Below are 21,454 nucleotides of genomic sequence, written 5' to 3' on the forward strand. Positions count from 1 at the left end.
ATATGGAACGGCTCGCCGCCAGCGAAACCACGCCGGCCCGGTCAGGTCAAGCGGGACGACTCAGCCGAAGGTCCACTCCGTCGTCACTGACAGCACGGCGACCACGGCGATCAGGAAGGGGATCTCGTTGGACATGCGCCAGAAGCGACCGGTCCGCACCGAGGTCCCGGCCCCGATACGGCGGAACTCCCCGGCCAGAAAGCCGTGCCAGCCACTCAGGGCAACGACGGCCAGCAGCTTGGTCGCCATCCACGGTCGGGCCAGAAAGGCCCAGCCCTCGCCGAACCCATAGACATGGATGGCGATCATCCAGATCCCGAACACCCAGGCGGCGACCATCGCCGGATTGACGATGATCTTCAGCAGCCGGCGTTGCCATTCCCGCAGCAGGGCCTGCATCTCCGAACGCAGCGGCTCGGCCTTGTCCGCCTGTTCAGCGTCATAGGCATACAGGCGCGGCAGGAACAGCATCCCCGCCATCCAGGCGATCACCGCCAGGATATGCAGACCGCGCACGATGTTGAAGGCGTCGAAACTCATCCGGCCGGCTGCCCGGCCTGACAGGGACAGGCCTTCCAGCTCCCCTGGCAGCCCGGGCCGAACGGGGCGGTACCGGTCCGGCCGAGGGCCTCCAGCGTGGCCGTGGCCAGGGTGTCGATGAACGGAACCGCAACCCCGGGCGTCGGCACGCGCAGATAGGGATGGGTCCCGACCTGTTCGGCCAGTTCGGCGTATTCGATGTCCAGCTCGACCAGGGTCTCGATATGTTCGGAGACGAAGGCGATCGGGGCGATCACCACCCCGACCCCGTCCACGGCTGCCTTGCAGATGGCGTCCGGCGTTGACGGCCCCAGCCAGGTCATCGGCCCGACGCGGCTCTGGTAACAGACAGCCCAGTCGGTCAGCCCGGCCCGGGCGGCCACGGCGGCACAACCGGCCTCGATCTGTTCCTGGTAGGGGTCGCCCTTCCTGGTCACCAGACTCTCGGGAATGCCGTGGGCCGAAAACAGCACCCGCATCGGCCGGTCACCGGCCTCGTCCAGCCGGGCCCGCACGGCGGCGGCCTGGGTCTCGATCCAGCCCGGAGCCTGCGGATAACAGCAGACGGTCCGGGCCACCCCGGACCCCTTGTAGGTGTCGTTCCAGGCCTTCAGCGATGACTCGGTCGTCGTGGTCGAGAACTGCGGATACAGCGGCAACAGCACCAATTCATCCGGCTTCCAGGCCGTGACCCGGGTTGCGGTCTCGGCTGTCATCGGATGCCAGTAACGCATGGCTGTAAAGATCCGCACCGTATCGCCGGGCAGCCGTTCGGCCAGCATCGCTTCCAGCGCCGCAGTCTGGGCCTGGGTCTGGGGCAGCAGGGGCGACCCCCCGTTCCACTCGGTGCCCATCAGCGCATAGTTGGCCCGGGCCGGCTTTTCCCGCCGCGACGAGATCAGCCAGGCCAGCAGGGCCCGGAACGGATTGGGCAGGCCAATGATGGCCTTGTCGTTGAACAGGTTGAACAGGAAGGGCCGCACCGTCATGGCACTGTCCGGCCCGCCCAGGTTGAACACCACGACCGCGATGCGTCGTCCGCCGGATCCGGTCATTGGGCACCGATCCGCTTCAGAACCTGTTCGACATGGGCGATCGGCACATCGGGCAGGATGCCGTGGCCGAGGTTGAAAATCCACGGCCCGGATCCCCAGGCCTCCAGCAGCTGATCCACCCGCCGGTCCAGCCCGTCGCCGCCGATGCGCAGCAACAGGGGATCCAGAGCCCCCTGGATCGGCCGGATGGCCTGAACCCGACGACCGATCTCCAGCGGACAGGCCGTATCCAGAGCCACCGCCTGAAAATCCGTCTCCCGGGCATAGTGTTCCGCCAGGGCCGCCGAGCCGCGCGGGAAGCCGATCATCGGCACCGTCACCCCCAGTTGGCGCACCCGCCGCACCAGGGCCTTGTGCGGTCCCAGCACCAGCCGTTCGAACAGATCTTCCGGCAGGCCCTCGGCCCAGCTCTCGAAGATCTTCAGCACCTGGGCTCCGGCGTCGGCCTGCATCTTCAGATAATGGGCCGTGGCCTCGACCAGAACCGCCAGCAGGGCGTCGACCCCCTCGGGATCGGCATAGGCATAGGTCCGGGCCGTGGCCCGCTCGCCCTTGCCGATACTGCGGGCCTCGCCGTCCAGCATATAGGTGGCCACGGTCCACGGAGCCCCGGCAAAGCCGATCAGCGCCTTGTCCGGATCGAGGGCGGCCCGCACCAGGGACAGGGTCTGACCCACTTCCTTCAGCGCCTCACCGGCCCCTTCGGCCAGGTCCCGCATGGACTCAACCGACGGCATGGCTCCGAGCCGGGGCCCTTCCCCGGTCTCGAACCACACCTTCTGGCCCAGGGCCCGGGGGATCAGCAGGATGTCGGCAAAAACGATGGCCGCGTCGAAGCCGAACCGCCGCATCGGTTGCAGGGTTGCCTCGGCCGCCTTCTCGGGTGTCAGGCAGAAACTGATGAAATCCGGCGTCGTCGCCCGCAAGGCGCGATACTCCGGCAGATAGCGTCCGGCCTGACGCATGAACCAGACCGGCGGCCGGGCCGTGGTCTCGCCCTGGAGCACTCTGAGCAGCATGGGGTTCGTCATGCATTGGGCTTTACGGGCCGGGCCGGTTTCGCTCAAGCCTCGCCCTTCCAACCCTTCTTATAAAAGATTTGAAAAAGAATGGAGGCAGGTAGTTGGGCCCCGGGATGACGGGGACAAAACCGGCCTTGTCCCGTCCGGATTCGCCCTTGTCCACGGGGCCTCGTGCCCGGATCGCGGTCGACGGCCGGGGCTGTTGAAACCGGGGATAATCCTTAATGAAACCTTAACACGCGGGCCTTTCGGCCAGGCCGGAGCGCGGGAGGACGTCGGGGGCCGTTAAGGTTTTGTTAAGCCTGTCCCCAGCCGGTCGACGCCGGGCCCCGTGCCAGGGGACGGAGTCCGGCGAGGCGCGACGGATCGTCCCGGCTCATCCCCGCTCGCCGCTCCGGTCGGGTGCGGCTATAGAGAACCGTGCCCAGCCGGCGGCCGTCGGTCCCCGTCGGCGCCCGTCTTCGTCCCCAGGAGTCTCTGGTCTTATGAGCCTAATTCGATGAGCCCCCGCCGATGACCCCCGGTCGGGCCCGCCTGGCCACCTATTTCCACGTTCATCTGGTCTCCGACTCCACCGGCGAGACCCTGAATGCGATGGCCAAGGCCGTGACGGCCCGGTTCGACGGCGTCATTCCGATCGAGCATATCTACGCCCTTGTCCGGTCGCCGCGGCAGATGGAACGGGTGCTGGAGGAAATGGCTTCCGCGCCCGGCGTGGTGTTGCACACCATTGTCGACCGGGAGTTGCGCGAACAGCTGGAAGACGGCTGTCGTCGGCTCGACATGCCGCAGATCGGGGCGCTGGATCCGCTGGTCGGGGCGCTGTCCCGCTATCTGGGCGCGGCCCTGTCGACCCGGGTCGGGGCCCAGCACACGCTGGACAATGACTATTTCAACCGCATTTCAGCCCTCGACTTCGCCATGGCCCACGACGACGGCCAGGGCACGACCGAACAGCTGGAAAGTGCCGATGTCGTCCTGTGTGGCGTCAGCCGCACGTCCAAGACCCCGACCTGTATCTATCTGGCCCATCGCGGTATCCGCGCCGCCAATGTGCCGCTGGTCCCGGGCCAGGAGGACGGCGAACGGCTCGTGGCCCTGAAGAGCCCGCTGGTCATCGGCCTGACCGTGTCGCCGGATCGGCTGGTTCAGATCCGCAAGAACCGGCTCGACGGTCTCAACGCCCACCGGGCCTCGGCCTATGTCGATCATGACGCGGTGCGTGACGAGACGGTCAAGGCCCGTCGCGCCTTCGAGCGCCGGGGCTGGCCGGTCATCGATGTAACGCGCCGTTCGATCGAGGAAACGGCCGCCGCCATCATCAATCTGGTCAGTGAACGACGCACCCGTCGTGTCGGAGCCACCTGGTGACCGGCGCGCCCGGTGAACGCCTGATCCTGGCCTCGGGCAGCACGGCTCGCCGTGACATGCTGGCCGGGGCCAATGTGCCCTTCACCGTCCGCCCCGCCGATGTCGACGAAACCGCGCTGAAATCAGGACTGACTCATGTCGATCCGGCTGAACTGGCGCTGGAACTGGCCCGGGCCAAGGCCCTGGACGTGTCGCGCCACGATCCCGAGGCCTGGGTGCTGGGCGCTGACCAGACCCTGGCCTTTGATGGGGGGATGGTCAGCAAGGCCCCGTCCCTTGCCGCGGCCCGGACCCGGCTGGCCACCATGCGCGGACGCGCTCACCAGCTGCATTCCGGCGCTGCCCTGGCCCGCGACGGCCGACTGGTCTGGTCCGGGGTCGATACGGCCACCCTGACCATGCGCGATTTTTCCGACGCCTTCCTCGACGCCTATCTGGCCGCCGAGGGCGAGGCCCTGCTGGCCTGTGTCGGTGCCTACCGGCTCGAGGGGATGGGGTCTCAGCTGTTTGACTCCGTCGACGGCGACTATTTCACCGTCCTGGGCCTGCCCCTGTGGCCGGTGCTGGCCGAGCTGCGCCGCGTCGGCGTGCTGGCCCCGTGACCCGGCCCGTGACCCGACCCCTGACGCGGACCGCCGGGGTCGCCGGCCAGCCGATCGCCCATTCACTCAGTCCATTGATTCATAACGCCTGGATCGCGGCTGCCGGACTGGACGCTGTGTATCGCGCCCATGGCCCGGCGGATGCGGGGGAATTCGAGGCCCTGGTCGCGCGCGGCCGGACCGGACACCTGCGCGGCCTGAATGTTACGGCCCCCTTCAAGGAACAGGCCCTGGCCCTGGCTGATGTCGTCAGTCCGGCGGCCCTGGCCTGTGGCTCGGCCAATCTGCTGCTGTTCGATCCCGGCGGGGTCAGCGCCGACAGCACCGACGGCATTGGTCTGATGGCCGCCCTGGCGGAACAGGCCCCGGCGCTCGAGGTAAACGGGCGACCGGTGGTCGTCCTCGGGGCCGGCGGGGCCGCCCGGGCGGCGGTTGCGGCCCTGATCGTGGCGGGGGCTGATGTGGCGGTGCTGAACCGGACCCGGGCCCGGGCCGAGGCCCTGGCCGCCGATCTCGGGGCCAGGGTCGCCGGTCCGGCGGTGCTTGAAACGGCGGTCCTGGTGGTCAATGCCCTCAGTGTATCGCCCGAGATCGACCTGTCCGGCCTGCCGGACGACGCCGTGATCATGGACATGACCTATCGGCCGTTGATCACCCCCCTGCTCGCCGCTGCCCGGGCCCGCGGCCTGACGACCGTCGACGGCCTGGCCATGTTGATCGGTCAGGCCCGGCCGTCCTTTTCGGCCCTGTTCGGCGTCGATGCTCCGGATACGGACGTTCGTCGACTGGCCCTGACGGCGCTCGGCGAGGCGGGACAATGATCGTGCTGGGCCTGACCGGATCGATCGGCATGGGCAAGTCGACCACCGCGGCCATGTTCGCCGACGCCGGGGCCCTGGTCTGGAATGCCGACGAGGCGGTCCATGCCCTGTATGCGCCCGGTGGTGCGGCGGTGGGGCCGGTCGGTGAGGCCTTTCCCGGCGTGGTCGTCGACGGGGCCGTGGACCGGGCCCGGCTGGCCGGGGCACTCGGACAGGATCCGGACGCCTTTCGCCGGCTGGAGACCCTCGTCCATCCGCTGGTCCTGGCCGGTCGGCTTGAGGCCCTGGCGGCGGCGGAGGCGCGCGGGGTGAAACTGGCCGTGCTCGACATCCCTCTGTTGTACGAGACCGGCGGCGATGCCGCCGTCGACGCCGTCGTTGTGGTCACCGCCGATGCCGATATCCAGCGCCACCGGGTCCTGGCCCGTCCCGGCATGACGGTGGAACGGCTGGACGCCATCCTCGCCCGCCAGATTCCGGACGCCGAAAAACGTCGGCGCGCCGATTTCGTCGTCGATACCGGCCACGGACTGGGTCCGGCCCGGGCCCGGGTGGCCGAAATCGTGGGGACAGTCCTCGCGCCGGGCTGGATGCCGCCCCGACGGGGCCTTCCGGACAGCGACGAACCGTCCCATTAAGGGGAATGGCCCGCGAAATCGTTCTCGACACCGAAACCACCGGACTGGACCCGCGTCAGGGCCACCGGCTGATTGAGGTCGGCTGTATCGAGATCGAGGATCTGCTGCCGACCGGCCGCACCTTTCACCGGCTGGTCCATCCCGAGCGGTTGATCGACCCGGACGCCATCCGGGTCCATGGCATCACCGATGCCCAGGTGAAGGACGCGCCGAAATTCCGCGAGATCACCGCCGATCTGATGGAATTTCTCGGCGATGCCCCGGTCATCGCCCACAATGCCGCCTTCGACCGCGGCTTCATCAATCATGAGATGACCCTGTGCGGTCAGCCGGTCCTGCCTGAGGATCGCTGGATCGACACCCTGCAACTGGCCCAGACGCGCTTTCCGGGCATGGGCAATTCGCTCGACGCCCTGTGCCGCCGCTTCAAGATCTCGCTGGCGGAACGCTCGCTGCACGGGGCCCTGATCGATGCCCGGCTGCTGGCCGAGGTCTATCTGGAGCTGAAGGGCGGCAAGGAGCGGGTGCTGGATCTCAGCACGCGCGGCGGGGCGGCCGCGACCACCGCGGCCTTCATGGCCTCGGGGGGTCATACGCCCCGGCCCCGGCCGCTGGCCCCGCGCTCGCATCCGGACGAGCGGGCGGCCCACCGGGACTTTCTCGCCACCATGCTGAAGGACCAGTCGCTGTGGGCCGGCTATGGTCTGGACATGAAAAAGGCGTCCGTCGACTGACGAACGCCCCTTCCGGTATCTTGTCGTGCGGTGATCAGGCCTGACCCACCGGGGCTCCGCGCGCCACTTCTTCCTTGCGGGCCGCATAGATGGCGGCGAAATCGATCGGGTCCATCATGAAGGGCGGATAGAAGCCGCCGTCCGCCGTGGCCCGGGCGATGATCTCGCGGGCGAACGGGAACAGGTAGCGCGGGCATTCGGTCAGCAGCAGCGGCTCGATGTCGGCTTCCGAAACGCCCTGCAGGGCGAACAGGCCGCCGTACAGCAGCTCGACATGGAAGACCGGCATGGAATCGGTCGTGGCCTTGATCGACAGTTTCAGATCGACCTCGAACAGGCCGTCGGCCCGGCCCTGGGCATTCATCTCGACGCCCAGGTCAATGGCCGGCTTGCCCTCGACGCGCAGGCTGTCCGGAGCCTTGGGGTTTTCGAACGACAGGTCGCGGACATATTGCGCCAGGATGCGGAAGCCGGGACCCGGCGCGCCCGTGGTCTGGACACCGTTGCCATTGGGGGCCTTGGCGTCCGGGGTGTCGGAAGGGGGAGTGGAATCGGTCATGGACAGGTCGCCGTGGTCTCGAACGGGAAAGCCGGAACAGGCGGTTCAGCCTGCGGGTGAAGGCGCGCCGGTTAGCACGGCCCGACCCCCGGCGGCAACGTCGGACACCCTGGAGGAATTGGTCCTTCGGGCCTCACCGGGGGCCCCGGGGGGTGCGGCCCGCCTTGCAACACCCCATATCAGCCCCTAATCGTCAGTTTCCGCGCCCGCCGGGGGTTTTCCGGAGGGCCAGACCAAGGATACCCCTTGCCGGTCCCAATTCTGCTTATCGTCTCCGCCGTGGTGGCCCTGTTCGTCCTGTTCCAGCTCTATAATGTGCTGGGCAAGAAGATCGGCCGTCAGCCTGAGGACAATGTCCGTGCCCTGCCCAAGGTCGGGGCTGCTCCGGCCCCGGCGGGTACCGCCGACGCCGGATCGCGGTCGCCGGCCCTCGACGCCGCCGCCCTGGTCGCCATTTCGGGCCTGAAGGCCCGCGAACCCGGTTTCGATCCGTCGCGGTTCCTTGAAGGGGCCCGTCAGGCGCATGAATCGATCGTGCGCGCCTATGCCGCCGGTGATCGGGAAACCCTGAAGCCGTTGCTGACCGAGGCTGTGATGCAGTCGTTCGAGAGTGGAATCGCCGCCCGTGAGGCGCGCGGTGAGGTCGAACAGGCCGAATTCATCCATCCGCCGCGTGCCGATCTGGAACTGGCCACGGTCGAGGGTGACCGGGCCGTGGCCAAGGTCCGTTTCCTCGCCGAATTGCGCAATCGCGTCACACCCGACGGTGGCGAGGAACAGGTCGAGGAACGGCGCACCGCCGAACACTGGACCTTCGAGCGTGCGCTCGGGGCCGAGGATCCGAACTGGGTCCTGGCCCGGGTCGAACCCGCCAGCGCGTGATCGGCGGCGGCATGATCGCGCGGGGGTCCACGGCGACGGTCGCGATCCTGGCCGCCGTTCTGACCCTGTCCGCCTGTGCGACCACGCCCGTCGACGCGCCGGTCCCGACCGGGACGGTGCCGTCGCCGGTGGTGCCGGTGGTGCCGCCCCCTCGCCCTGAGACTCCGGTCGCCGTCACCGGCCAGTCCCTGACCAGCCTGCCGGGCTGGGATCATGAGGATCATCTGGCCGCCTTCAACGCCTGGCGTACCGGCTGTGGTGTCGCCCGCGAAGCGGCCGCCGCTGCCCTGTGCGCCCGAGCCCGGTCCATGGCCCCCGTCTCCCCGTCGGACGCCCGCACCTTCCTGGAGGCCGGCTTCGTCGCCATTCCGGCCCGGACCGAGGATGGCGGGCCGGGTCTGATGACCGCCTATTTCGCTCCGGAATATGTCGCCCGGCGCGAGGCTGATGCCGAATTCGACGCCCCCGTCCTGGCCGTACCCGCCGATCTGGTGCGCCGCGACGGCCAGGCCCTGCAGCGTCGGGCCGACGGCTCGACCGGTCCCTATCCCACCCGGGCGGTGATCGAAGCGGCGATGCCCGCTGCACCCCTGGCCTGGATGCGGGCCGAGGACCTGTTCTTTCTGCAGATCCAGGGATCGGGCTATCTGACTTTCGCCGACGGCGGCCGGGCCCGGCTGGCCTATGCCGCGGATAACGGGGCCCCGTTCGTCGGCATCGCCCGGCCGATGGCCCGTGACGGTCTGCTGCCGCCCAACGGCACCTCGGGCGACGCCATCCGCGGCTGGCTGGCCGCGCACCGCGGGTCCGAGGCCCGCGCGGTCATGGCCCTGAACCCCCGCTACATCTTCTTCCGGATCGACGCGGACGACGGCGGCGATCCGGCCGGAGCCGCCGGCATCCCCCTGCCCGCCCGTCGGGCCATCGCCGTCGACCCCGCCCACTGGCGCTACGGTGATCTGGTCTGGCTCAGTGCCGACGGTGGCAATCTGCGCGGGGCCCGCGGCAGCTACCAGGGGGCGGTGATGGCCCTCGACACCGGCTCGGCCATCCGCGGTCCGGTCCGCGCCGACCTCTATATGGGCCGCGGCGAGCCCGCCGGGGCCGAGGCCGGGGCCGTCAGACACCCGCTGTTGATGTGGCGGCTGGTCCCCCGGGTCTCTGGCGATGATGTGGGACCCGGCGGTCGCTAACCCCGGGTCTCCCGCCCCCCGGGCCTAGCGCCGCCTGAGGCCACCCAGAACCCCGCGCAGCAGTTCCCGGGTCAGGGTCGATCCGGCCGTGCGCAGCACTGATTTGGTCAGGGCCTCCATCGGCGTCTGCCGGGTCGAGCGCCGGGCCTTGGGGGCGGCGTGCGGCGCAGAGCGCGCCCGGGCCCGTTCCGCCTTTTCTGCGGCGGCCCCGGCCTTGTCAGCGGCCTTTTCGGCGGCATCCTCAGCCCGGGCCTCGGCCTCCGCGGCGGCCGCCTCGGCCGCGACCCTGTCACTGGCCGCGTGGCGCGCGACCAGGATTTCCTCGGCCGATTCGCGGTCGATCACCTGCTCATAGACGCCGCGCACCGGACTCTGGGCCATGACGGCGGCCCGTTCGGTCTCCGTCGCCGGGCCCAGACGCGAATCCGGCGGCCGGATCAGGGTGCGCGCCACCACCCTGGGGGCCCCTTTTTCGTTCAGGGTCGAGACCAGGGCCTCGCCGACGCCCAGGCTCTGGATGGCCTCGGCCGTGTCGAAGGCCGGATTGGGCCGGAAACTCTGGGAGGCGGCCTTCAGCCCGCGCTGATCGGCCGGCGTATAGGCCCGCAATGCATGCTGGATGCGGTTGCCCAACTGGCCCAGCACACTGTCGGGGATGTCAGCCGGGTTCTGGGTGACGAAATAGACCCCGACCCCCTTGGAGCGGATCAGGCGCACGACCTGTTCGACCTTCTCCTGCAGGGCCCGGGGCGCGTCGTTGAACAGCAGATGAGCCTCGTCGAAGAAGAAGACGAGGCGGGGTTTTTCGGGGTCGCCGATCTCCGGCAGCTGTTCGAACAGCTCGGACATCAGCCACAGCAGGAAGGCGGCATACAGGCGGGGGCTGGACATCAGCCGGTCGGCGGCCAGCACATTGACCTGGCCGCGCCCGTCCAGTCCGGTGCGGATCATGTCCTCCAGCCGCAGGGCCGGCTCGCCGAAGAAGGCCTTGCCACCCTGTTGCTCCAGCTGCAGCAGGCTGCGCTGGATCGCGGCGATCGAGGCCGGGGCCACATTGCCGACTTCGCGGCCGATGGTCTGGGCGTTTTCCGCGACATAGGTCAGCAGGCTGCGCAGATCATCGAGGTCCAGCAGCAGCAGCCCCTCCTTGTCGGCGACGTGGAAGACCACGGCCAGAACCCCTTCCTGGACGTCGTTCAGGTCCAGCATCCGGGCCAGAAGCAGGGGGCCGATCTCACTGACCGTGGCCCGGACCGGATGGCCCTTCTCGCCGTACAGGTCCCAGAACACCGTCGGGGCCGCCGCCGGCTTCAGGGTCAGGTCCATGCCCGCTGCCCGCGCCAGCAGCTTCTCGTTCGGCGTGCCGGGCTGGCAGATACCAGACAGGTCGCCTTTCACATCAGCGCAGAATACGGGGATGCCGGCGTCGGAAAAGCCCTGGGCCATGATCTGCAGGGTTACGGTCTTGCCCGTGCCCGTGGCCCCGGCCACCACGCCGTGACGATTGACGCGGTTGAACAGCAGTTCCTCGCGTTCGGTCGATTGGCCGAGGAACAGGCCAGCAGTGCCGGGTTCGGCCATGGGAGTCTCCGTATCTGGGATCGGACCAGCTTAGTGATCCGTTTGATCCGGACAATCCCGATTGACGTGGGCAGCCGACGCTTCGACAAGGAAGACCATGAAAACCGCCCACGCCGTTCCTGCTTCCGCGGTCTCGCGCAACGCCCTCGTCCTGCTGGCGGCGGTCGCCGCCGGTGCCGCCCTCTACTGGCTGCGGGATATATTGACCCCGCTGGCCCTGGCCATCTTCCTGATGATCATGATCGACGGGGTGAAGCGCGCCATCGAGGAACGCACGCCCCTCGATACCCGCTGGGCCGGAGTCGCGGCTTTGGTCGTGGTCATTCTGGGCTTTTTCGCCTCCATCGCCATCATCGTGAACGGGGCGGCGAGCTTCTTCACCGACGCAACGGGGGTGTCCTCGGGCATCGGCCCGCGCCTCGACCAGATCCTGGCCGATGTTTCCCACCTGTTTGGCGTCTCCACCGCCCCGACCGCCCATGACCTGATCGCCGGTTTCGATATCGGCCCCTATCTGACCCGGCTGGCGCTCCAGGTGCAGGGGGCGGCGTCCGGGGCCTTCTTCGTCCTCGTCTATCTGGGCTTCCTGCTGGCGTCCCAGGCCGGCTTCCGGACCAAGCTGGTCACGATGTTTCCCGGCCGCGAGGCCCGGTCCGAGGCCGTCGCCGTCTTCCAGCGGGTCCGGTCCGGGGTCGAGGGCTATCTGTGGGTCCAGACGGTGACCGGCGTAATGATCTGTGCGGTAGCCTGGCTGCTGATGCGGGTGGTGGGGCTGGACAATGCCGAGTTCTGGACCTTCGTCATCTTCATCGTCGGCTTTATTCCGGTCCTGGGCGGGGCCATAGCCGGCCTGGCCCCGCCGATCTTCGCCCTGGTGCAGTTTCCGACCTACTGGCCGGCCCTGATCCTGCTGGTGGGGCTGCAGATGATCCTGTTCGTGGTCGGCAACATGATCCAGCCGCGCATGCAGGGGGACAACCAGAACATCGACCCGGTCGTGGTGTTGCTGTCCCTGGCCCTGTGGGGCCAGCTGTGGGGCGTGGTCGGCATGTTCCTGTCGACTCCGCTGGCGGTGATGGCCATGGCCGTCCTCGCCGAGTTCAAGGGCTCCCGCTGGATGGCCATCCTGCTGTCGGGGGATGGTGAGCCCTATGTCGACAAGCCCGGGACCGCGCAGGCCCGGTCGACCCGCGTCAAGACGCCGCGGCCCCCGACCGCCGAACCGGACTGAATCACCCTTGCAGCCGCGCAAGGCCATCCCATTTCTGAATGGACGCCGCGGCCTCCCCCTCCCCCCAAGCCGCGGTGCCCGGTGGTCGGCGCTCTTCCCCTCCTGGCGTCGATCCAGAGCAGGCCGCCGGACGCAAGTCCGGCGGCCTTGTTCATGGACCCCCCCTCTCGTCCCGGTCGGGCCGTGACAGGGAGCGTTGCGGTTCCGCCACGGTCGCGCCGATAGTGCTTTTGGTCTTTCGCGCGCGCCGCCATTCGCCTAGTCAGCAGCAGTGCTGGCGTGGCGCGCACGGAGGAGTTTCCTCCGGGCCCGAAACCACTCTAGTGTCGCCCTGAACGTTCCAAGAGCGGCCCCTGCGCTGCGCTGAAAGAGACCCTGCCCATGTCCGGCGAAGCCCCTACCGCGTCTTCCCAAGCGATCACGCTGGAGGCGTTGGCAAAGAGCTTCGCAAAGGCCCTCGGCCGGCGGACCCTGGACACGGTCGAACAGTCCTATCTGCAGCAGGCATTCGACGACTATGCCGCTGACGAAACACCGGAAATCGCCGGGGATGACCTCGCGGTCCTGCTCGCCTCGGCCTGGCAATCGGCCTTGAACCGCAAGGCCGGAGACCCGGCCCAGATCACCATCGGTCTGTTCGCCGGTGCCGACGGACGGGCCACCGGCTGTGATGTGGTCCAGATCATTCAGGACGACCGGCCCTTCCTGGTCGACAGTGTGATGGGTGAGCTCGCCGAGGTCGGGGTGACCGTCCGGGGCCTGTTCCATCCCGTGGTCGAGATGGCCCGTGAGGGCGACAGGCCGGCCCGCGAATCGATGATCATCGTCGTGATCGATCCGCTGCCGCAGGAGCGTCGCGACGCCCTGGGTGACGGCCTGGCCCAGTCGCTCGCTGATGTGCGGGCCGCGGTCGTCGATCACGGCGCAATGAATGCCCTGATGGCGCGCTCGATCGCCCATCTGGAAGCCTGCCCCCCGGGGGTGGACCCGGCTGTGGTCGAGGAGAATCTCGCCTTTCTGAGCTGGCTGAACGACGACCATTTCGTCTTCCTGGGCGCGCGGGACTACGACTATCCGCGCACCGCCAGCGGTGGTTATGAGGCCGAGGCTCCCCTGGGCCAGTCCGTCGCGGGGCTGGGCGTGCTCAGCGATCCCGAGCGCACCGTGCTGCGACGCGCCAATGAACCGGCCGTCCTGACCAAACAGATGAAGCGTCAACTGGACCTGTCCGAGCCGGTCACGGTGGCCAAGGCCAACATCCGCTCCCGGGTCCACCGCCGGGCCTATATGGATTACGTCGGGGTCAAACGGTACGGCGCGGACGGTCGGCCGTCCGGCGAGACCCGGTTCGTCGGCCTGTTCACGGCCGAGGCCTATGATCGCACCGCCTCGCGGGTTCCCCTCGTGCGCCGCAAGGTGACCAATGCCCTTGCCCGCGCCGGCAAGGCCCCGGGCAGCCATAATGAGAAGCGCCTGCGCAACATCCTCGAAAACTATCCCCGGGATGAGCTGTTCCAGATCCGTGAGGACGAACTGCTGCAGATCGCCAACGGCATTCTCCACCTCTACGACCGCCCGCGGATCAAGATCTTCACCCGCAACGACCCGTTCGACCGTTTTGTCTCGGTCCTGGCCTTCATTCCGCGTGAGCGTTTCGATGCCGGGGTCCGCGAGCGGATCGGCCGGATCCTCGCCGACGCCTGGGGTGGCCGTCTGTCCGCCTGGTATCCGCAACTGTCGGACCAGCCGCTGGTGCGGATCCACTACATCATCGGCGTCACGGCGGGTAACCACCCGAGTCCGGACCTTGAGGCGCTGGAAATCGCCGTCGCCGAGGCCGGTCGGAGCTGGATCGACCAGTTCGAGCGGGCCGTGCGCATCGCCGGCTTCGAGGAGGTCTCGGTCGGACCCGTCAGTGCCAAATGGGCCGATGCCTTCGGGGCCGGCTATCGCGATCGCTACAATGCCGCCGAGGCGGTCGAGGACCTGCAGGCCTTTGATTGCCTGAATGGCTCCGGCCTGGTCGACGGCGGTGAACCGGTGGCCGTCCGCGCCTTCCGAACCCCGACTGACAGCTCCCTGCATTTCCGGTTCAAACTCTACCGGCGCGGTTCGGCCGTGCCCCTGTCCGACGTTCTGCCCATCCTCGCCGACATGGGGCTGAAGGCGCTTGAGGAATGGGGCAACGCCATCCGTCCGGCCGGCGATGATCCGATCCATATCCACGAATTCCTGCTCGAGGACCCGCGTGGCGACAGCCTGACCTTCGATGACGTTCGGGTGCCGTTTGAACAGGCGTTTTCGGCGGTCTGGTCCGGGCGTACCGAGAGTGACGGTTTCAACCGTCTGGTGCTGGAACTGGGGGTCGACTGGCGCGAGGCCGCCCTGATGCGCACCCTGGCCCGCTATCGTCAGCAGACCGGCCTTGATCCCAGCCAGGCGGTCCAGGAAGAGGCGCTGCGCGAATATCCGGAAGTGGCCCGCGCCATCCTGTCCCTGTTCAAGGCGAAATTCGATCCCGCCTATGGCGATGTCGCCAGCCGCGAGCCCGCCGTGACCGCTTTGGTCACCAAGATCGGACACCTGCTTCAGGAGGTCCGCAGCCTCGACGATGACCGGGCCCTTCGCCGGATCGCCCTGCTGGTCGAGGCCATCAAGCGGACCAACTATTTCCAGACCGGTCCCGACGGAAAACCGGCAGCCCATATCTCGATCAAGATCGCCTCGCGCGAACTTGAGAACCTGCCCAAGCCCAAGCCCTTCCGCGAGATTTTCGTCTGGGCCCCGAACGTCGAGGGCGTGCACCTTCGCTTTGGCCCCGTGGCCCGTGGCGGCCTGCGCTGGTCAGACCGCCGCGACGATTTCCGCACCGAGGTCCTCGGCCTGGTCAAGGCCCAGCAGGTCAAGAACGCGGTCATCGTTCCGGTCGGATCCAAGGGCGGCTTCTATCCCAAATTCCTGCCCAAGGGCGGCGACCGTGACGCCGTCCAGGCCGAGGCCATCCGGGCCTATACGACCTTCCTGTCGGGCCTTCTGGACATCACCGACAATATCGCGGCCGACGGTTCGGTGATCCATCCGGCCGATACCGTCGCCTGGGAGGGGGACGATCCCTATCTGGTCGTCGCCGCCGACAAGGGCACGGCGACCTTCTCCGACATCGCCAACGGCATTTCCGCATCCTACGGCTTCTGGCTGGACGACGCCTTCGCCAGTGGCGGCTCGGTCGGCTACGACCACAAGGTCATGGGCATTACGGCCCGGGGGGCCTGGGAGGCGGTCAAGCGTCACTTCCGCGAGATGGGCAAGGACATCCAGACCGAACCCTTCACCGTGGTCGGGGTCGGCGACATGTCCGGCGACGTGTTCGGCAACGGCATGCTGCTGTCGAAGGCCACCCGGATTCTGGCGGCCTTCGACCATCGCGACATCTTCATCGACCCCAATCCCGACCCGGCCAGCTCCTGGGTCGAACGCAAGCGGATGTTCAAACTGCCGCGTTCGTCCTGGCAGGACTACGACCGGACGAAGATTTCGGCCGGCGGCGGCGTCTTCTCGCGCGCGGCCAAATCGATCGAACTGTCACCGGAAATCCGGGCCGCCCTCGATATCGAGGAGACGGTGATGGATCCGGCCTCGCTGATGAAGGCCATCCTCCGGGCCCCGGCCGAACTGCTCTATCTCGGCGGCATCGGCACCTATGTGAAGGCCCCGAACGAGACCGACGTCCAGGTCGGCGACAAGGCCAATGACGCCATCCGCGTCGACGCCGGCGACCTTCGGGTCAAGGTGGTCGGCGAGGGTGCCAATCTCGGCCTGACCCAGGCGGGGCGGATCGCCTTCGCTCGCGACGGTGGGCGGATCAATACCGACGCGATCGACAACTCCGCCGGCGTCGACTCCTCCGACCATGAGGTCAATATCAAGATTCTGACCGGGGCGGCGATCGCCTCGGGAACCCTGAAGGCCGGGGATCGCAATGCCCTGCTGGCCTCGATGACCGATGAGGTCGGCCTCAAGGTGCTGGCGCACAACTACGACCAGACCCTGGCCATCACCCTGCAGCAGGCCGAGGGCAGCGGCGCGCTCGACGCCCAGCAGCGGTTCATGATCGGCCTGGGGGCGGCGGGCAAGCTGGATCGCGCGGTCGAGGGCCTGCCCGACGACCTGCGCCTGTCCGAGATGAAGGCCTCGGGCCAGGCCCTGACCCGGCCGGAGCTGGCGGTGTTGACCGCCTATTCCAAGATCGAGCTGTTCGACGATATCGTCGCCTCCACGGCCCCCGAGGACCCCTTCTTCGAAGAAACCCTCGTCCGCTATTTCCCCGGGCCGCTGGCGAAATTCGAAGCCGAGATGAAGCGCCACCGCCTGCATCGCGAGATCGTGGCCACCGTGTTGTCGAACGAGATCGTCAACATGGCCGGGCCGACCTTCCCGGAGCGGCTCAGACTCAGCGCCGAGTGCGACACCACCGCCCTCGTCATCGCCTTTGAGGCGGCCCGGCGGGTGTTCCGCCTCGATGAGGCCTGGGACGCGGTTTCGGGGCTGGACCTGAAGATTCCCGCCGAGGCCCAGACCGTCCTCTATCGCGAAATCTCGACCGTGCTGCGTCGCCAGACCTTCTGGCTGGCGCGCCGTGCGGCCCGGGCCGGGGCGACGGTCGACGGCCTGATCGCGGCCTATCGTCCGGCGGCCGATGCCCTCCGGGCCCGGGGCGGGGCGGTTCTGTCGCATTTCGAACAGGACCGGCTGGACAAGCGGGTACAGACCTTCATTGCCCTCGGGGCTCCGGTCAAGATGGCCAAGGCCGTCGCGCTTCTGCGTCCGCTCGTGGCCACTTCTGACATCGGCGATCTGGCGCGCGAGGCCAGCTGGCCCGAGCCGGAAATGGCGCGGCTGTATCACCAGGTCGGGGCGGCCTTCGATTTCGACCGGTTGCGCGCTGCCGCCGGAGCCGTGCCGTCAGCCGACCATTTCGATCGTCTCGCCGTCCGCCGCCTGATCGAGGACCTGATGTCCGAACAGATGGTCCTGACCCGCGCAGTGGCCCGATCGGCCGACAAGTCGGTGGGCGAGAGCGAGGCCACCGCCGAGCGGGCGGTCGACGCCTGGATCGGACCCCGCCTCAGGATCGTCGAGGGGGTTCGCGCCTCGGTCGACGAGATCGAGGCCTCGGGATCGGGCTGGACCTTCGCCAAATTGACCATCGCCAACGGGGCCATTCGCGAGGTCGCAGCCTCGGCGACCTGAAACCGGACCGGCCCCGGCACCTGCCGGGGCCGGTCCATGTCGGATCTTCGGCCGCAGCGGTCGGACCCCCGACGGTGTCCGAAAGGAGTGCCCGTGCCTCGTAAATTCCTGGTCGTCGTCGACGACAGTCCGGAGTTCGACGCCGCCCTGCGCTATGCGGCGCGTCGGGCCCGCTCGACCGGCGGACGGGTCGCCCTGCTGCGCGTCCTGCCCTCGGGCTCGGACGCCCACTGGTCGGGTGTGCGCGATGAGATCCAGCGGGAACTCCGGGCCGAGGCCGAGGCCCTGCTTAATCGTCTGGGCGAGGAGGCCGCAGAACGCTCCGGGGCCCAGCCCCTGTTCCTGATCGAGGAGGGTGAGGCCCAGGACGCCATCCACAAGGTCGTTCGGGATGATCCCGAGATCAAGATCCTGGTCCTCGCGGCCGGTTCCGGTGCCCGTGGACCCGGCCCGCTGGTCACGGCCGTGCTGAAACAGGGCGGTGCCTACGGTGGACGCAAACTGCCCGTGACCATCGTTCCCGGTGAACTGTCCGAGACGGACCTCGAAGACCTGGCCTGACGCCTGCCGGGCTTGAAACCGGCGCAGTGCGGGCGCATCTGAGGTCCATGTTCATCCAGACCGAACCGACGCCGAATCCCAATGTCCTGAAATTCCTGCCCGGTCGCGATGTCGCCACGGCCGGGTCGCGCGAGTTTCTGTCCGCCGATGCGGCGGCCGATTCCCCCCTGGCCGAAGCCCTGTTCCGGCTCGAGGGGGTGACGGGCGTCTTTTTTGCGACGGACCATGTCTCGGTGACGCGGAGCCCGGATGTCGACTGGACCAGCCTGAAGGCCCCCGTTCTGGCCGCGATCATGGATCATTTCGTTTCCGGTGCCCCCCTGATGCGCGGCGAGACCCCGGATGCCGACGGGCACGCCGAGGATGACAGCGAAGTCGTGGCCGAGATCAAGGCCCTGCTGGACAGCCGGGTGCGTCCGGCGGTCGCCCAGGACGGGGGCGACATCCTGTTTGATGCCTTCGACCCGGAAAGCGGCGTCCTGTCCCTGCGGATGCGCGGGGCCTGCGCCGGTTGTCCGTCATCCTCGGCCACGCTCAAGGCCGGGGTCGAGCAGATGATGAAACACTATGTTCCGGAAGTGACCCGGGTCGAACAGGTTCTCTAGCGACCGATATTCACGCGGTGATGAAACGTTTTCGTCCTCGCCACGCCGCGGAGACGATGCCATGTTTGTGCCATGCCGCGTTTTGAACCTGATCCTGCCGTTCGCCGCCTGGGCGAAGCCCTCGCCACCCTTCGGCGCGACCGCGGCCTGAGCCAGGCCGAGGCCGGGGCCCGTATGGGTATGACCAGCCAGGGCTGGGGTCTCTATGAGGCCGGCCGCCGGCCCGGGCTGTTCCGCCCGGATGTCCAGCGCCGGCTGACGTCGGCCCTCGACGCCACGGTTGAGGATCTTGAACGGCAGAACCTGATTCAGCCGGAGCCGGACCTGACCCCCGCCGGACTTGAGTCCCGGACGCGGGCGTTCCGCGGTCTGGTTGACGACGAGACCGTCGCCCTGCCCCGGTTGCAGCTGTCCAATGACGATCTCAGGCCCTGGGCAGCCTCCGGCGTGGTGCTGGTGTATGAGCCGGGCCGCTGGCCGCGCCGTGATCAGGGCTGTGTCATTCACATGGCCAACGGCGAGGCCCGGATCCGCCTCTATGACCGGGCCGACGCCGAGGCCCTTGTCGTTCACGGCGGCCCGGCCGGTCTTGCGGTCGAGGAGCGGATCCCCCGGTCGGCGATCCGCGAGGTCGCCGCGGTTGTGGCCCGGCTGGAACGTTAAATGAAACATAAATGTTGCCCCGTGCTCGGTTTCATGAAACAGTTTCGTCCGGTTCAGCCAGGGGAATCGGCGGATGGGCGTCAGGTCCGGAAACAGTGTGGATGCCTATGTCGGGGCGCGCATCAGTCTGAGACGTTCGGCGCTGGGCCTGTCGCAGACGGCCCTGGCCGGCGAACTGGGCATCAGCTTCCAGCAGGTTCAGAAATACGAAACCGGGGCCAACCGGATCTCGGCCTCGCGCCTGCACCGGATCGCCGGCGTTCTCGGCACCTCGGTCGGGGCCCTGTTTCCGCCCGTCGACGGTCGCGACGAGGCCCCGGACACGCCCGACTGGCTGGACCGGGCGCAGCAGCTTCAGGCCTCAAGCGAGGGCCGGGTGCTGGTCACGGCCTTTCCGCGGATCGAGGATGTTCGGCTGCGACGGGCGGTTGCCCGGGTGGTGGCGGCGCTGGCGCGTCGCGGCTGATCGCCGGTCACGGGATACGGCCATGAAATTGCTGGTCATCGATACAGCCCTGTCGCTGTGTACCGCGGCCGTGTTCGAGAACGGGACAGCCCTGGCCGTCCGGTCGGAGACCATGGTCAAGGGCCACCAGGAACGGCTGGCCGGCTTTGTCCGGGAGGCGATGGCCGAGGCAGGCATCGGCTTTGATGCTCTCGACCGGATCGGCGTCACCACCGGGCCGGGCTCCTTCACCGGCCTGCGCGTGGGCCTGGCCTTTGCCCAGGGGTTCGGCGCGGCCCTTGACCGGCCGGTGGTCGGCGTCTCGACCCTCGACGCCCTGGCGGCCTCGCTCCTCGGGGGGCTGCCGTCGTCCGGGTCCGTTGCGGCCCTGATCGATGCCCGCCGCGGCCAGGTCTATGCCCGGTTCTGGCGCGACGGTATCGCCGAAGGACCGGCCGAGGCCCTGTCGCTGGACGCCGCCGCGGCCCGGGTCGCGGCCCTCGGACCGGAACCCACCCTGGTCGGGTCGGGCGCGGCTCTGCTGGCGCAGGCCTGTTCCACCGCCCGGATCGTCGATCTGACGGGCCCGGTGCCCGCGGCCCTGGCTCGGCTGGTGGCCGCTGCCGATCCGCGTCTGGCCCCGCCGGAACCGCAGTATCTGCGCGCCCCGGACGCCACGCCCCCGACCCGTATGCCCGGCCAGCCCCGGGTTCCGGTCCTGTCGTGAGCGAAACGACCGTCGATCCTGCGGCGCTGGCGGCCCTGCACGCGACCGGTTTCGAGCGGGGGTGGAGCGCGACGGCCCTGGCCGACCTGCTGGATCAGCCGGGAGTGATGGTGATGACCGCGCCGGACGGCTTCATCCTGATCCGGGTCGTGGCGGACGAGGCCGAGATCCTCACCCTGGCGGTTCATCCTCAGGCCCGCGGGCAGGGGCAGGGGGCCCGGCTGACGTGCCAGGCCGCCGCGGCCGCCGCCGCGGCCGGAGCCCGACGTCTGTTCCTGGAGGTGGCCGAGGACAATACGGCGGCCCGGGCCCTGTACCGTCGGACCGGGTTTGAGGCGGTCGGCAGACGGCCGCGCTACTATGCCCGGGCCGGGGCCGCCCCGGTCGATGCCCTGCTTCTGAGCCTGAACTTGCCGGCACCGCTTCCCATAGGGTGATCGGCTGCCTATCCTCTCCGCCCATGGACCGGATCGAGAAACTCTGCGCCGACCGCGGCATGCGCATGACCGAGCAACGGCGCGTTATCGCGCGGGTGCTGTCAAACGCCGACGATCACCCCGACGTGGAAGAACTGTATCGCCGCGCCTCGGCGATCGATCCGCACATATCGATCGCCACCGTCTATCGCACGGTCCGTTTGTTCGAAGAGGCCGGGGTCGTTGAAAAGCACGATTTCGGCGACGGCCGCTCACGCTATGAGGAAGCCGGCGACGATCACCACGATCATCTGATCGACGCCAAGACGGGTGAGGTCATCGAATTCTTCGACGCCGAGATCGAGCGTCTGAAGACCGAGATCGCCGAACGGCTCGGGTTCAAGCTGATCGGTCACAAGCTGGAACTGTACGGCACGCCGATCGAGGGGGCCGAACCGTCCAAGCGCGAGGGCCTTATCTTCAACCGGCAGGCGCACCGTCAGGACAGCTGACGGGGCCGGTTGCCTTGTGAAGGCCGGGTTGGAAGATCATAAGCCG

21 protein-coding genes are annotated in these 21,454 nt (G+C 68.4%); 16 read left to right on the forward strand and 5 right to left on the reverse strand.

Going from position 1 to position 21,454, the window contains the following annotated elements; translation table 11 throughout:
- Nucleotides 1–60: 60 nt before the first annotated feature.
- From PSV00_RS02760 to hemE, 3 genes are read right to left on the reverse strand one after another with little or no spacing between them, the layout of a single operon-like run.
- Complete coding sequence (locus PSV00_RS02760; RefSeq protein ID WP_300444564.1) at nucleotides 61–540, reverse strand: CopD family protein; 480 nt, start codon at nucleotides 538–540, stop codon at nucleotides 61–63.
- On the reverse strand, nucleotides 537–1,595 hold the full coding sequence (gene hemH / locus PSV00_RS02765) for a ferrochelatase (protein WP_300444567.1): 1,059 nt from the start codon (nucleotides 1,593–1,595) through the stop codon (nucleotides 537–539). The genes PSV00_RS02760 and hemH overlap by 4 nt, the downstream gene beginning before the upstream one ends.
- The gene (hemE, locus tag PSV00_RS02770) at nucleotides 1,592–2,626 is read right to left on the reverse strand and encodes a uroporphyrinogen decarboxylase (RefSeq protein WP_300444570.1); all 1,035 of its coding nucleotides are present in this window, start codon (nucleotides 2,624–2,626) and stop codon (nucleotides 1,592–1,594) included. Before hemE ends, hemH begins: the two co-directional genes overlap by 4 nt.
- A 504-nt stretch (nucleotides 2,627–3,130) precedes the next feature.
- Here hemE and PSV00_RS02775 point away from each other — a divergent pair.
- From PSV00_RS02775 to dnaQ, 5 genes are read left to right on the forward strand one after another with little or no spacing between them, the layout of a single operon-like run.
- Nucleotides 3,131–3,988, forward strand: a complete 858-nt coding sequence (locus PSV00_RS02775) for a pyruvate, water dikinase regulatory protein (RefSeq protein ID WP_300444573.1) — start codon at nucleotides 3,131–3,133, stop codon at nucleotides 3,986–3,988.
- Nucleotides 3,985–4,590, forward strand: coding sequence for a nucleoside triphosphate pyrophosphatase (locus PSV00_RS02780; protein ID WP_300444576.1), 606 nt, complete (start codon nucleotides 3,985–3,987; stop codon nucleotides 4,588–4,590). The genes PSV00_RS02775 and PSV00_RS02780 overlap by 4 nt, the downstream gene beginning before the upstream one ends.
- A gap of 8 nt (nucleotides 4,591–4,598) precedes the next feature.
- The gene (locus PSV00_RS02785; RefSeq protein WP_300444579.1) at nucleotides 4,599–5,411 is read left to right on the forward strand and encodes a shikimate dehydrogenase; all 813 of its coding nucleotides are present in this window, start codon (nucleotides 4,599–4,601) and stop codon (nucleotides 5,409–5,411) included.
- The gene (gene coaE / locus PSV00_RS02790; RefSeq protein WP_300444582.1) at nucleotides 5,408–6,049 is read left to right on the forward strand and encodes a dephospho-CoA kinase; all 642 of its coding nucleotides are present in this window, start codon (nucleotides 5,408–5,410) and stop codon (nucleotides 6,047–6,049) included. The genes PSV00_RS02785 and coaE overlap by 4 nt, the downstream gene beginning before the upstream one ends.
- A 5-nt stretch (nucleotides 6,050–6,054) precedes the next feature.
- Complete coding sequence (dnaQ, locus tag PSV00_RS02795) at nucleotides 6,055–6,783, forward strand: DNA polymerase III subunit epsilon (RefSeq protein WP_300444585.1); 729 nt, start codon at nucleotides 6,055–6,057, stop codon at nucleotides 6,781–6,783.
- Nucleotides 6,784–6,817: 34 nt separating this feature from the next.
- On the opposite strand, the gene secB is transcribed toward dnaQ, so the two are convergent.
- Complete coding sequence (gene secB / locus PSV00_RS02800; protein ID WP_300444588.1) at nucleotides 6,818–7,342, reverse strand: protein-export chaperone SecB; 525 nt, start codon at nucleotides 7,340–7,342, stop codon at nucleotides 6,818–6,820.
- Nucleotides 7,343–7,588: 246 nt separating this feature from the next.
- On the opposite strand from secB, the gene timA reads away from it, so the two are divergent.
- A complete protein-coding gene (gene timA, locus PSV00_RS02805; protein ID WP_300444593.1) occupies nucleotides 7,589–8,224 on the forward strand; it encodes a TIM44-related membrane protein TimA in 636 nt (211 codons plus the stop codon).
- Between the two features lie 11 nt (nucleotides 8,225–8,235).
- Nucleotides 8,236–9,417, forward strand: coding sequence for an MltA domain-containing protein (locus PSV00_RS02810; protein WP_300444596.1), 1,182 nt, complete (start codon nucleotides 8,236–8,238; stop codon nucleotides 9,415–9,417).
- 24 nt (nucleotides 9,418–9,441) lie between these two features.
- Here the strand turns inward: PSV00_RS02810 and PSV00_RS02815 are convergent, their stop codons facing one another.
- On the reverse strand, nucleotides 9,442–10,998 hold the full coding sequence (locus PSV00_RS02815; RefSeq protein ID WP_300444599.1) for a helicase HerA-like domain-containing protein: 1,557 nt from the start codon (nucleotides 10,996–10,998) through the stop codon (nucleotides 9,442–9,444).
- 97 nt (nucleotides 10,999–11,095) lie between these two features.
- Between PSV00_RS02815 and PSV00_RS02820 the strand changes: the two genes are divergently transcribed.
- The 9 genes from PSV00_RS02820 to PSV00_RS02860 all read left to right on the forward strand — a co-directional run bounded on the left by PSV00_RS02820 (nucleotide 11,096) and on the right by PSV00_RS02860 (nucleotide 21,408).
- On the forward strand, nucleotides 11,096–12,229 hold the full coding sequence (locus tag PSV00_RS02820) for an AI-2E family transporter (RefSeq protein ID WP_300444601.1): 1,134 nt from the start codon (nucleotides 11,096–11,098) through the stop codon (nucleotides 12,227–12,229).
- 381 nt (nucleotides 12,230–12,610) lie between these two features.
- Complete coding sequence (locus tag PSV00_RS02825) at nucleotides 12,611–17,479, forward strand: NAD-glutamate dehydrogenase (RefSeq protein WP_300444603.1); 4,869 nt, start codon at nucleotides 12,611–12,613, stop codon at nucleotides 17,477–17,479.
- 93 nt (nucleotides 17,480–17,572) lie between these two features.
- Nucleotides 17,573–18,040 carry a universal stress protein gene (locus tag PSV00_RS02830; RefSeq protein WP_300444606.1) on the forward strand — a complete coding sequence of 156 codons (468 nt, stop codon included), beginning with the start codon at nucleotides 17,573–17,575 and terminating at the stop codon, nucleotides 18,038–18,040.
- A 47-nt stretch (nucleotides 18,041–18,087) separates the two neighbouring features.
- Complete coding sequence (locus tag PSV00_RS02835; RefSeq protein WP_300444608.1) at nucleotides 18,088–18,645, forward strand: NifU family protein; 558 nt, start codon at nucleotides 18,088–18,090, stop codon at nucleotides 18,643–18,645.
- 72 nt (nucleotides 18,646–18,717) lie between these two features.
- Nucleotides 18,718–19,308 carry a helix-turn-helix transcriptional regulator gene (locus PSV00_RS02840; protein WP_300444611.1) on the forward strand — a complete coding sequence of 197 codons (591 nt, stop codon included), beginning with the start codon at nucleotides 18,718–18,720 and terminating at the stop codon, nucleotides 19,306–19,308.
- Nucleotides 19,309–19,405: 97 nt separating this feature from the next.
- Nucleotides 19,406–19,774, forward strand: coding sequence for a helix-turn-helix transcriptional regulator (locus PSV00_RS02845; protein WP_300444614.1), 369 nt, complete (start codon nucleotides 19,406–19,408; stop codon nucleotides 19,772–19,774).
- A 22-nt stretch (nucleotides 19,775–19,796) separates the two neighbouring features.
- Nucleotides 19,797–20,480 carry a tRNA (adenosine(37)-N6)-threonylcarbamoyltransferase complex dimerization subunit type 1 TsaB gene (gene tsaB / locus PSV00_RS02850; RefSeq protein ID WP_300444617.1) on the forward strand — a complete coding sequence of 228 codons (684 nt, stop codon included), beginning with the start codon at nucleotides 19,797–19,799 and terminating at the stop codon, nucleotides 20,478–20,480.
- Nucleotides 20,477–20,917 (forward strand): GNAT family N-acetyltransferase, encoded by a 441-nt coding sequence (locus tag PSV00_RS02855; protein WP_300444619.1) that lies wholly within the window; start codon nucleotides 20,477–20,479, stop codon nucleotides 20,915–20,917. Before tsaB ends, PSV00_RS02855 begins: the two co-directional genes overlap by 4 nt.
- A 23-nt stretch (nucleotides 20,918–20,940) precedes the next feature.
- Entirely contained in the window at nucleotides 20,941–21,408 is a 468-nt protein-coding gene (locus tag PSV00_RS02860) for a Fur family transcriptional regulator (RefSeq protein ID WP_300444622.1), read from the forward strand.
- The last annotated feature ends 46 nt before the right edge of the window (nucleotides 21,409–21,454 follow it).

Source organism: Brevundimonas sp., assembly GCF_029945885.1.
Taxonomy (GTDB): domain Bacteria; phylum Pseudomonadota; class Alphaproteobacteria; order Caulobacterales; family Caulobacteraceae; genus Brevundimonas.

Coding starts and splice junctions, on each gene's coding strand:
- tsaB (WP_300444617.1), top strand. CDS start 19,797: ATGAAATTGCTGGTCATCGATACAGCCCTGTCGCTGTGTACCGCGGCC.
- PSV00_RS02820 (WP_300444601.1), top strand. CDS start 11,096: ATGAAAACCGCCCACGCCGTTCCTGCTTCCGCGGTCTCGCGCAACGCC.
- PSV00_RS02815 (WP_300444599.1), bottom strand. CDS start 10,998: ATGGCCGAACCCGGCACTGCTGGCCTGTTCCTCGGCCAATCGACCGAA.
- PSV00_RS02810 (WP_300444596.1), top strand. CDS start 8,236: ATGATCGCGCGGGGGTCCACGGCGACGGTCGCGATCCTGGCCGCCGTT.
- hemH (WP_300444567.1), bottom strand. CDS start 1,595: ATGACCGGATCCGGCGGACGACGCATCGCGGTCGTGGTGTTCAACCTG.
- hemE (WP_300444570.1), bottom strand. CDS start 2,626: ATGACGAACCCCATGCTGCTCAGAGTGCTCCAGGGCGAGACCACGGCC.
- coaE (WP_300444582.1), top strand. CDS start 5,408: ATGATCGTGCTGGGCCTGACCGGATCGATCGGCATGGGCAAGTCGACC.
- PSV00_RS02760 (WP_300444564.1), bottom strand. CDS start 540: ATGAGTTTCGACGCCTTCAACATCGTGCGCGGTCTGCATATCCTGGCG.
- PSV00_RS02775 (WP_300444573.1), top strand. CDS start 3,131: ATGACCCCCGGTCGGGCCCGCCTGGCCACCTATTTCCACGTTCATCTG.
- dnaQ (WP_300444585.1), top strand. CDS start 6,055: ATGGCCCGCGAAATCGTTCTCGACACCGAAACCACCGGACTGGACCCG.
- PSV00_RS02860 (WP_300444622.1), top strand. CDS start 20,941: ATGGACCGGATCGAGAAACTCTGCGCCGACCGCGGCATGCGCATGACC.
- secB (WP_300444588.1), bottom strand. CDS start 7,342: ATGACCGATTCCACTCCCCCTTCCGACACCCCGGACGCCAAGGCCCCC.
- PSV00_RS02840 (WP_300444611.1), top strand. CDS start 18,718: ATGCCGCGTTTTGAACCTGATCCTGCCGTTCGCCGCCTGGGCGAAGCC.
- PSV00_RS02835 (WP_300444608.1), top strand. CDS start 18,088: ATGTTCATCCAGACCGAACCGACGCCGAATCCCAATGTCCTGAAATTC.
- PSV00_RS02825 (WP_300444603.1), top strand. CDS start 12,611: ATGTCCGGCGAAGCCCCTACCGCGTCTTCCCAAGCGATCACGCTGGAG.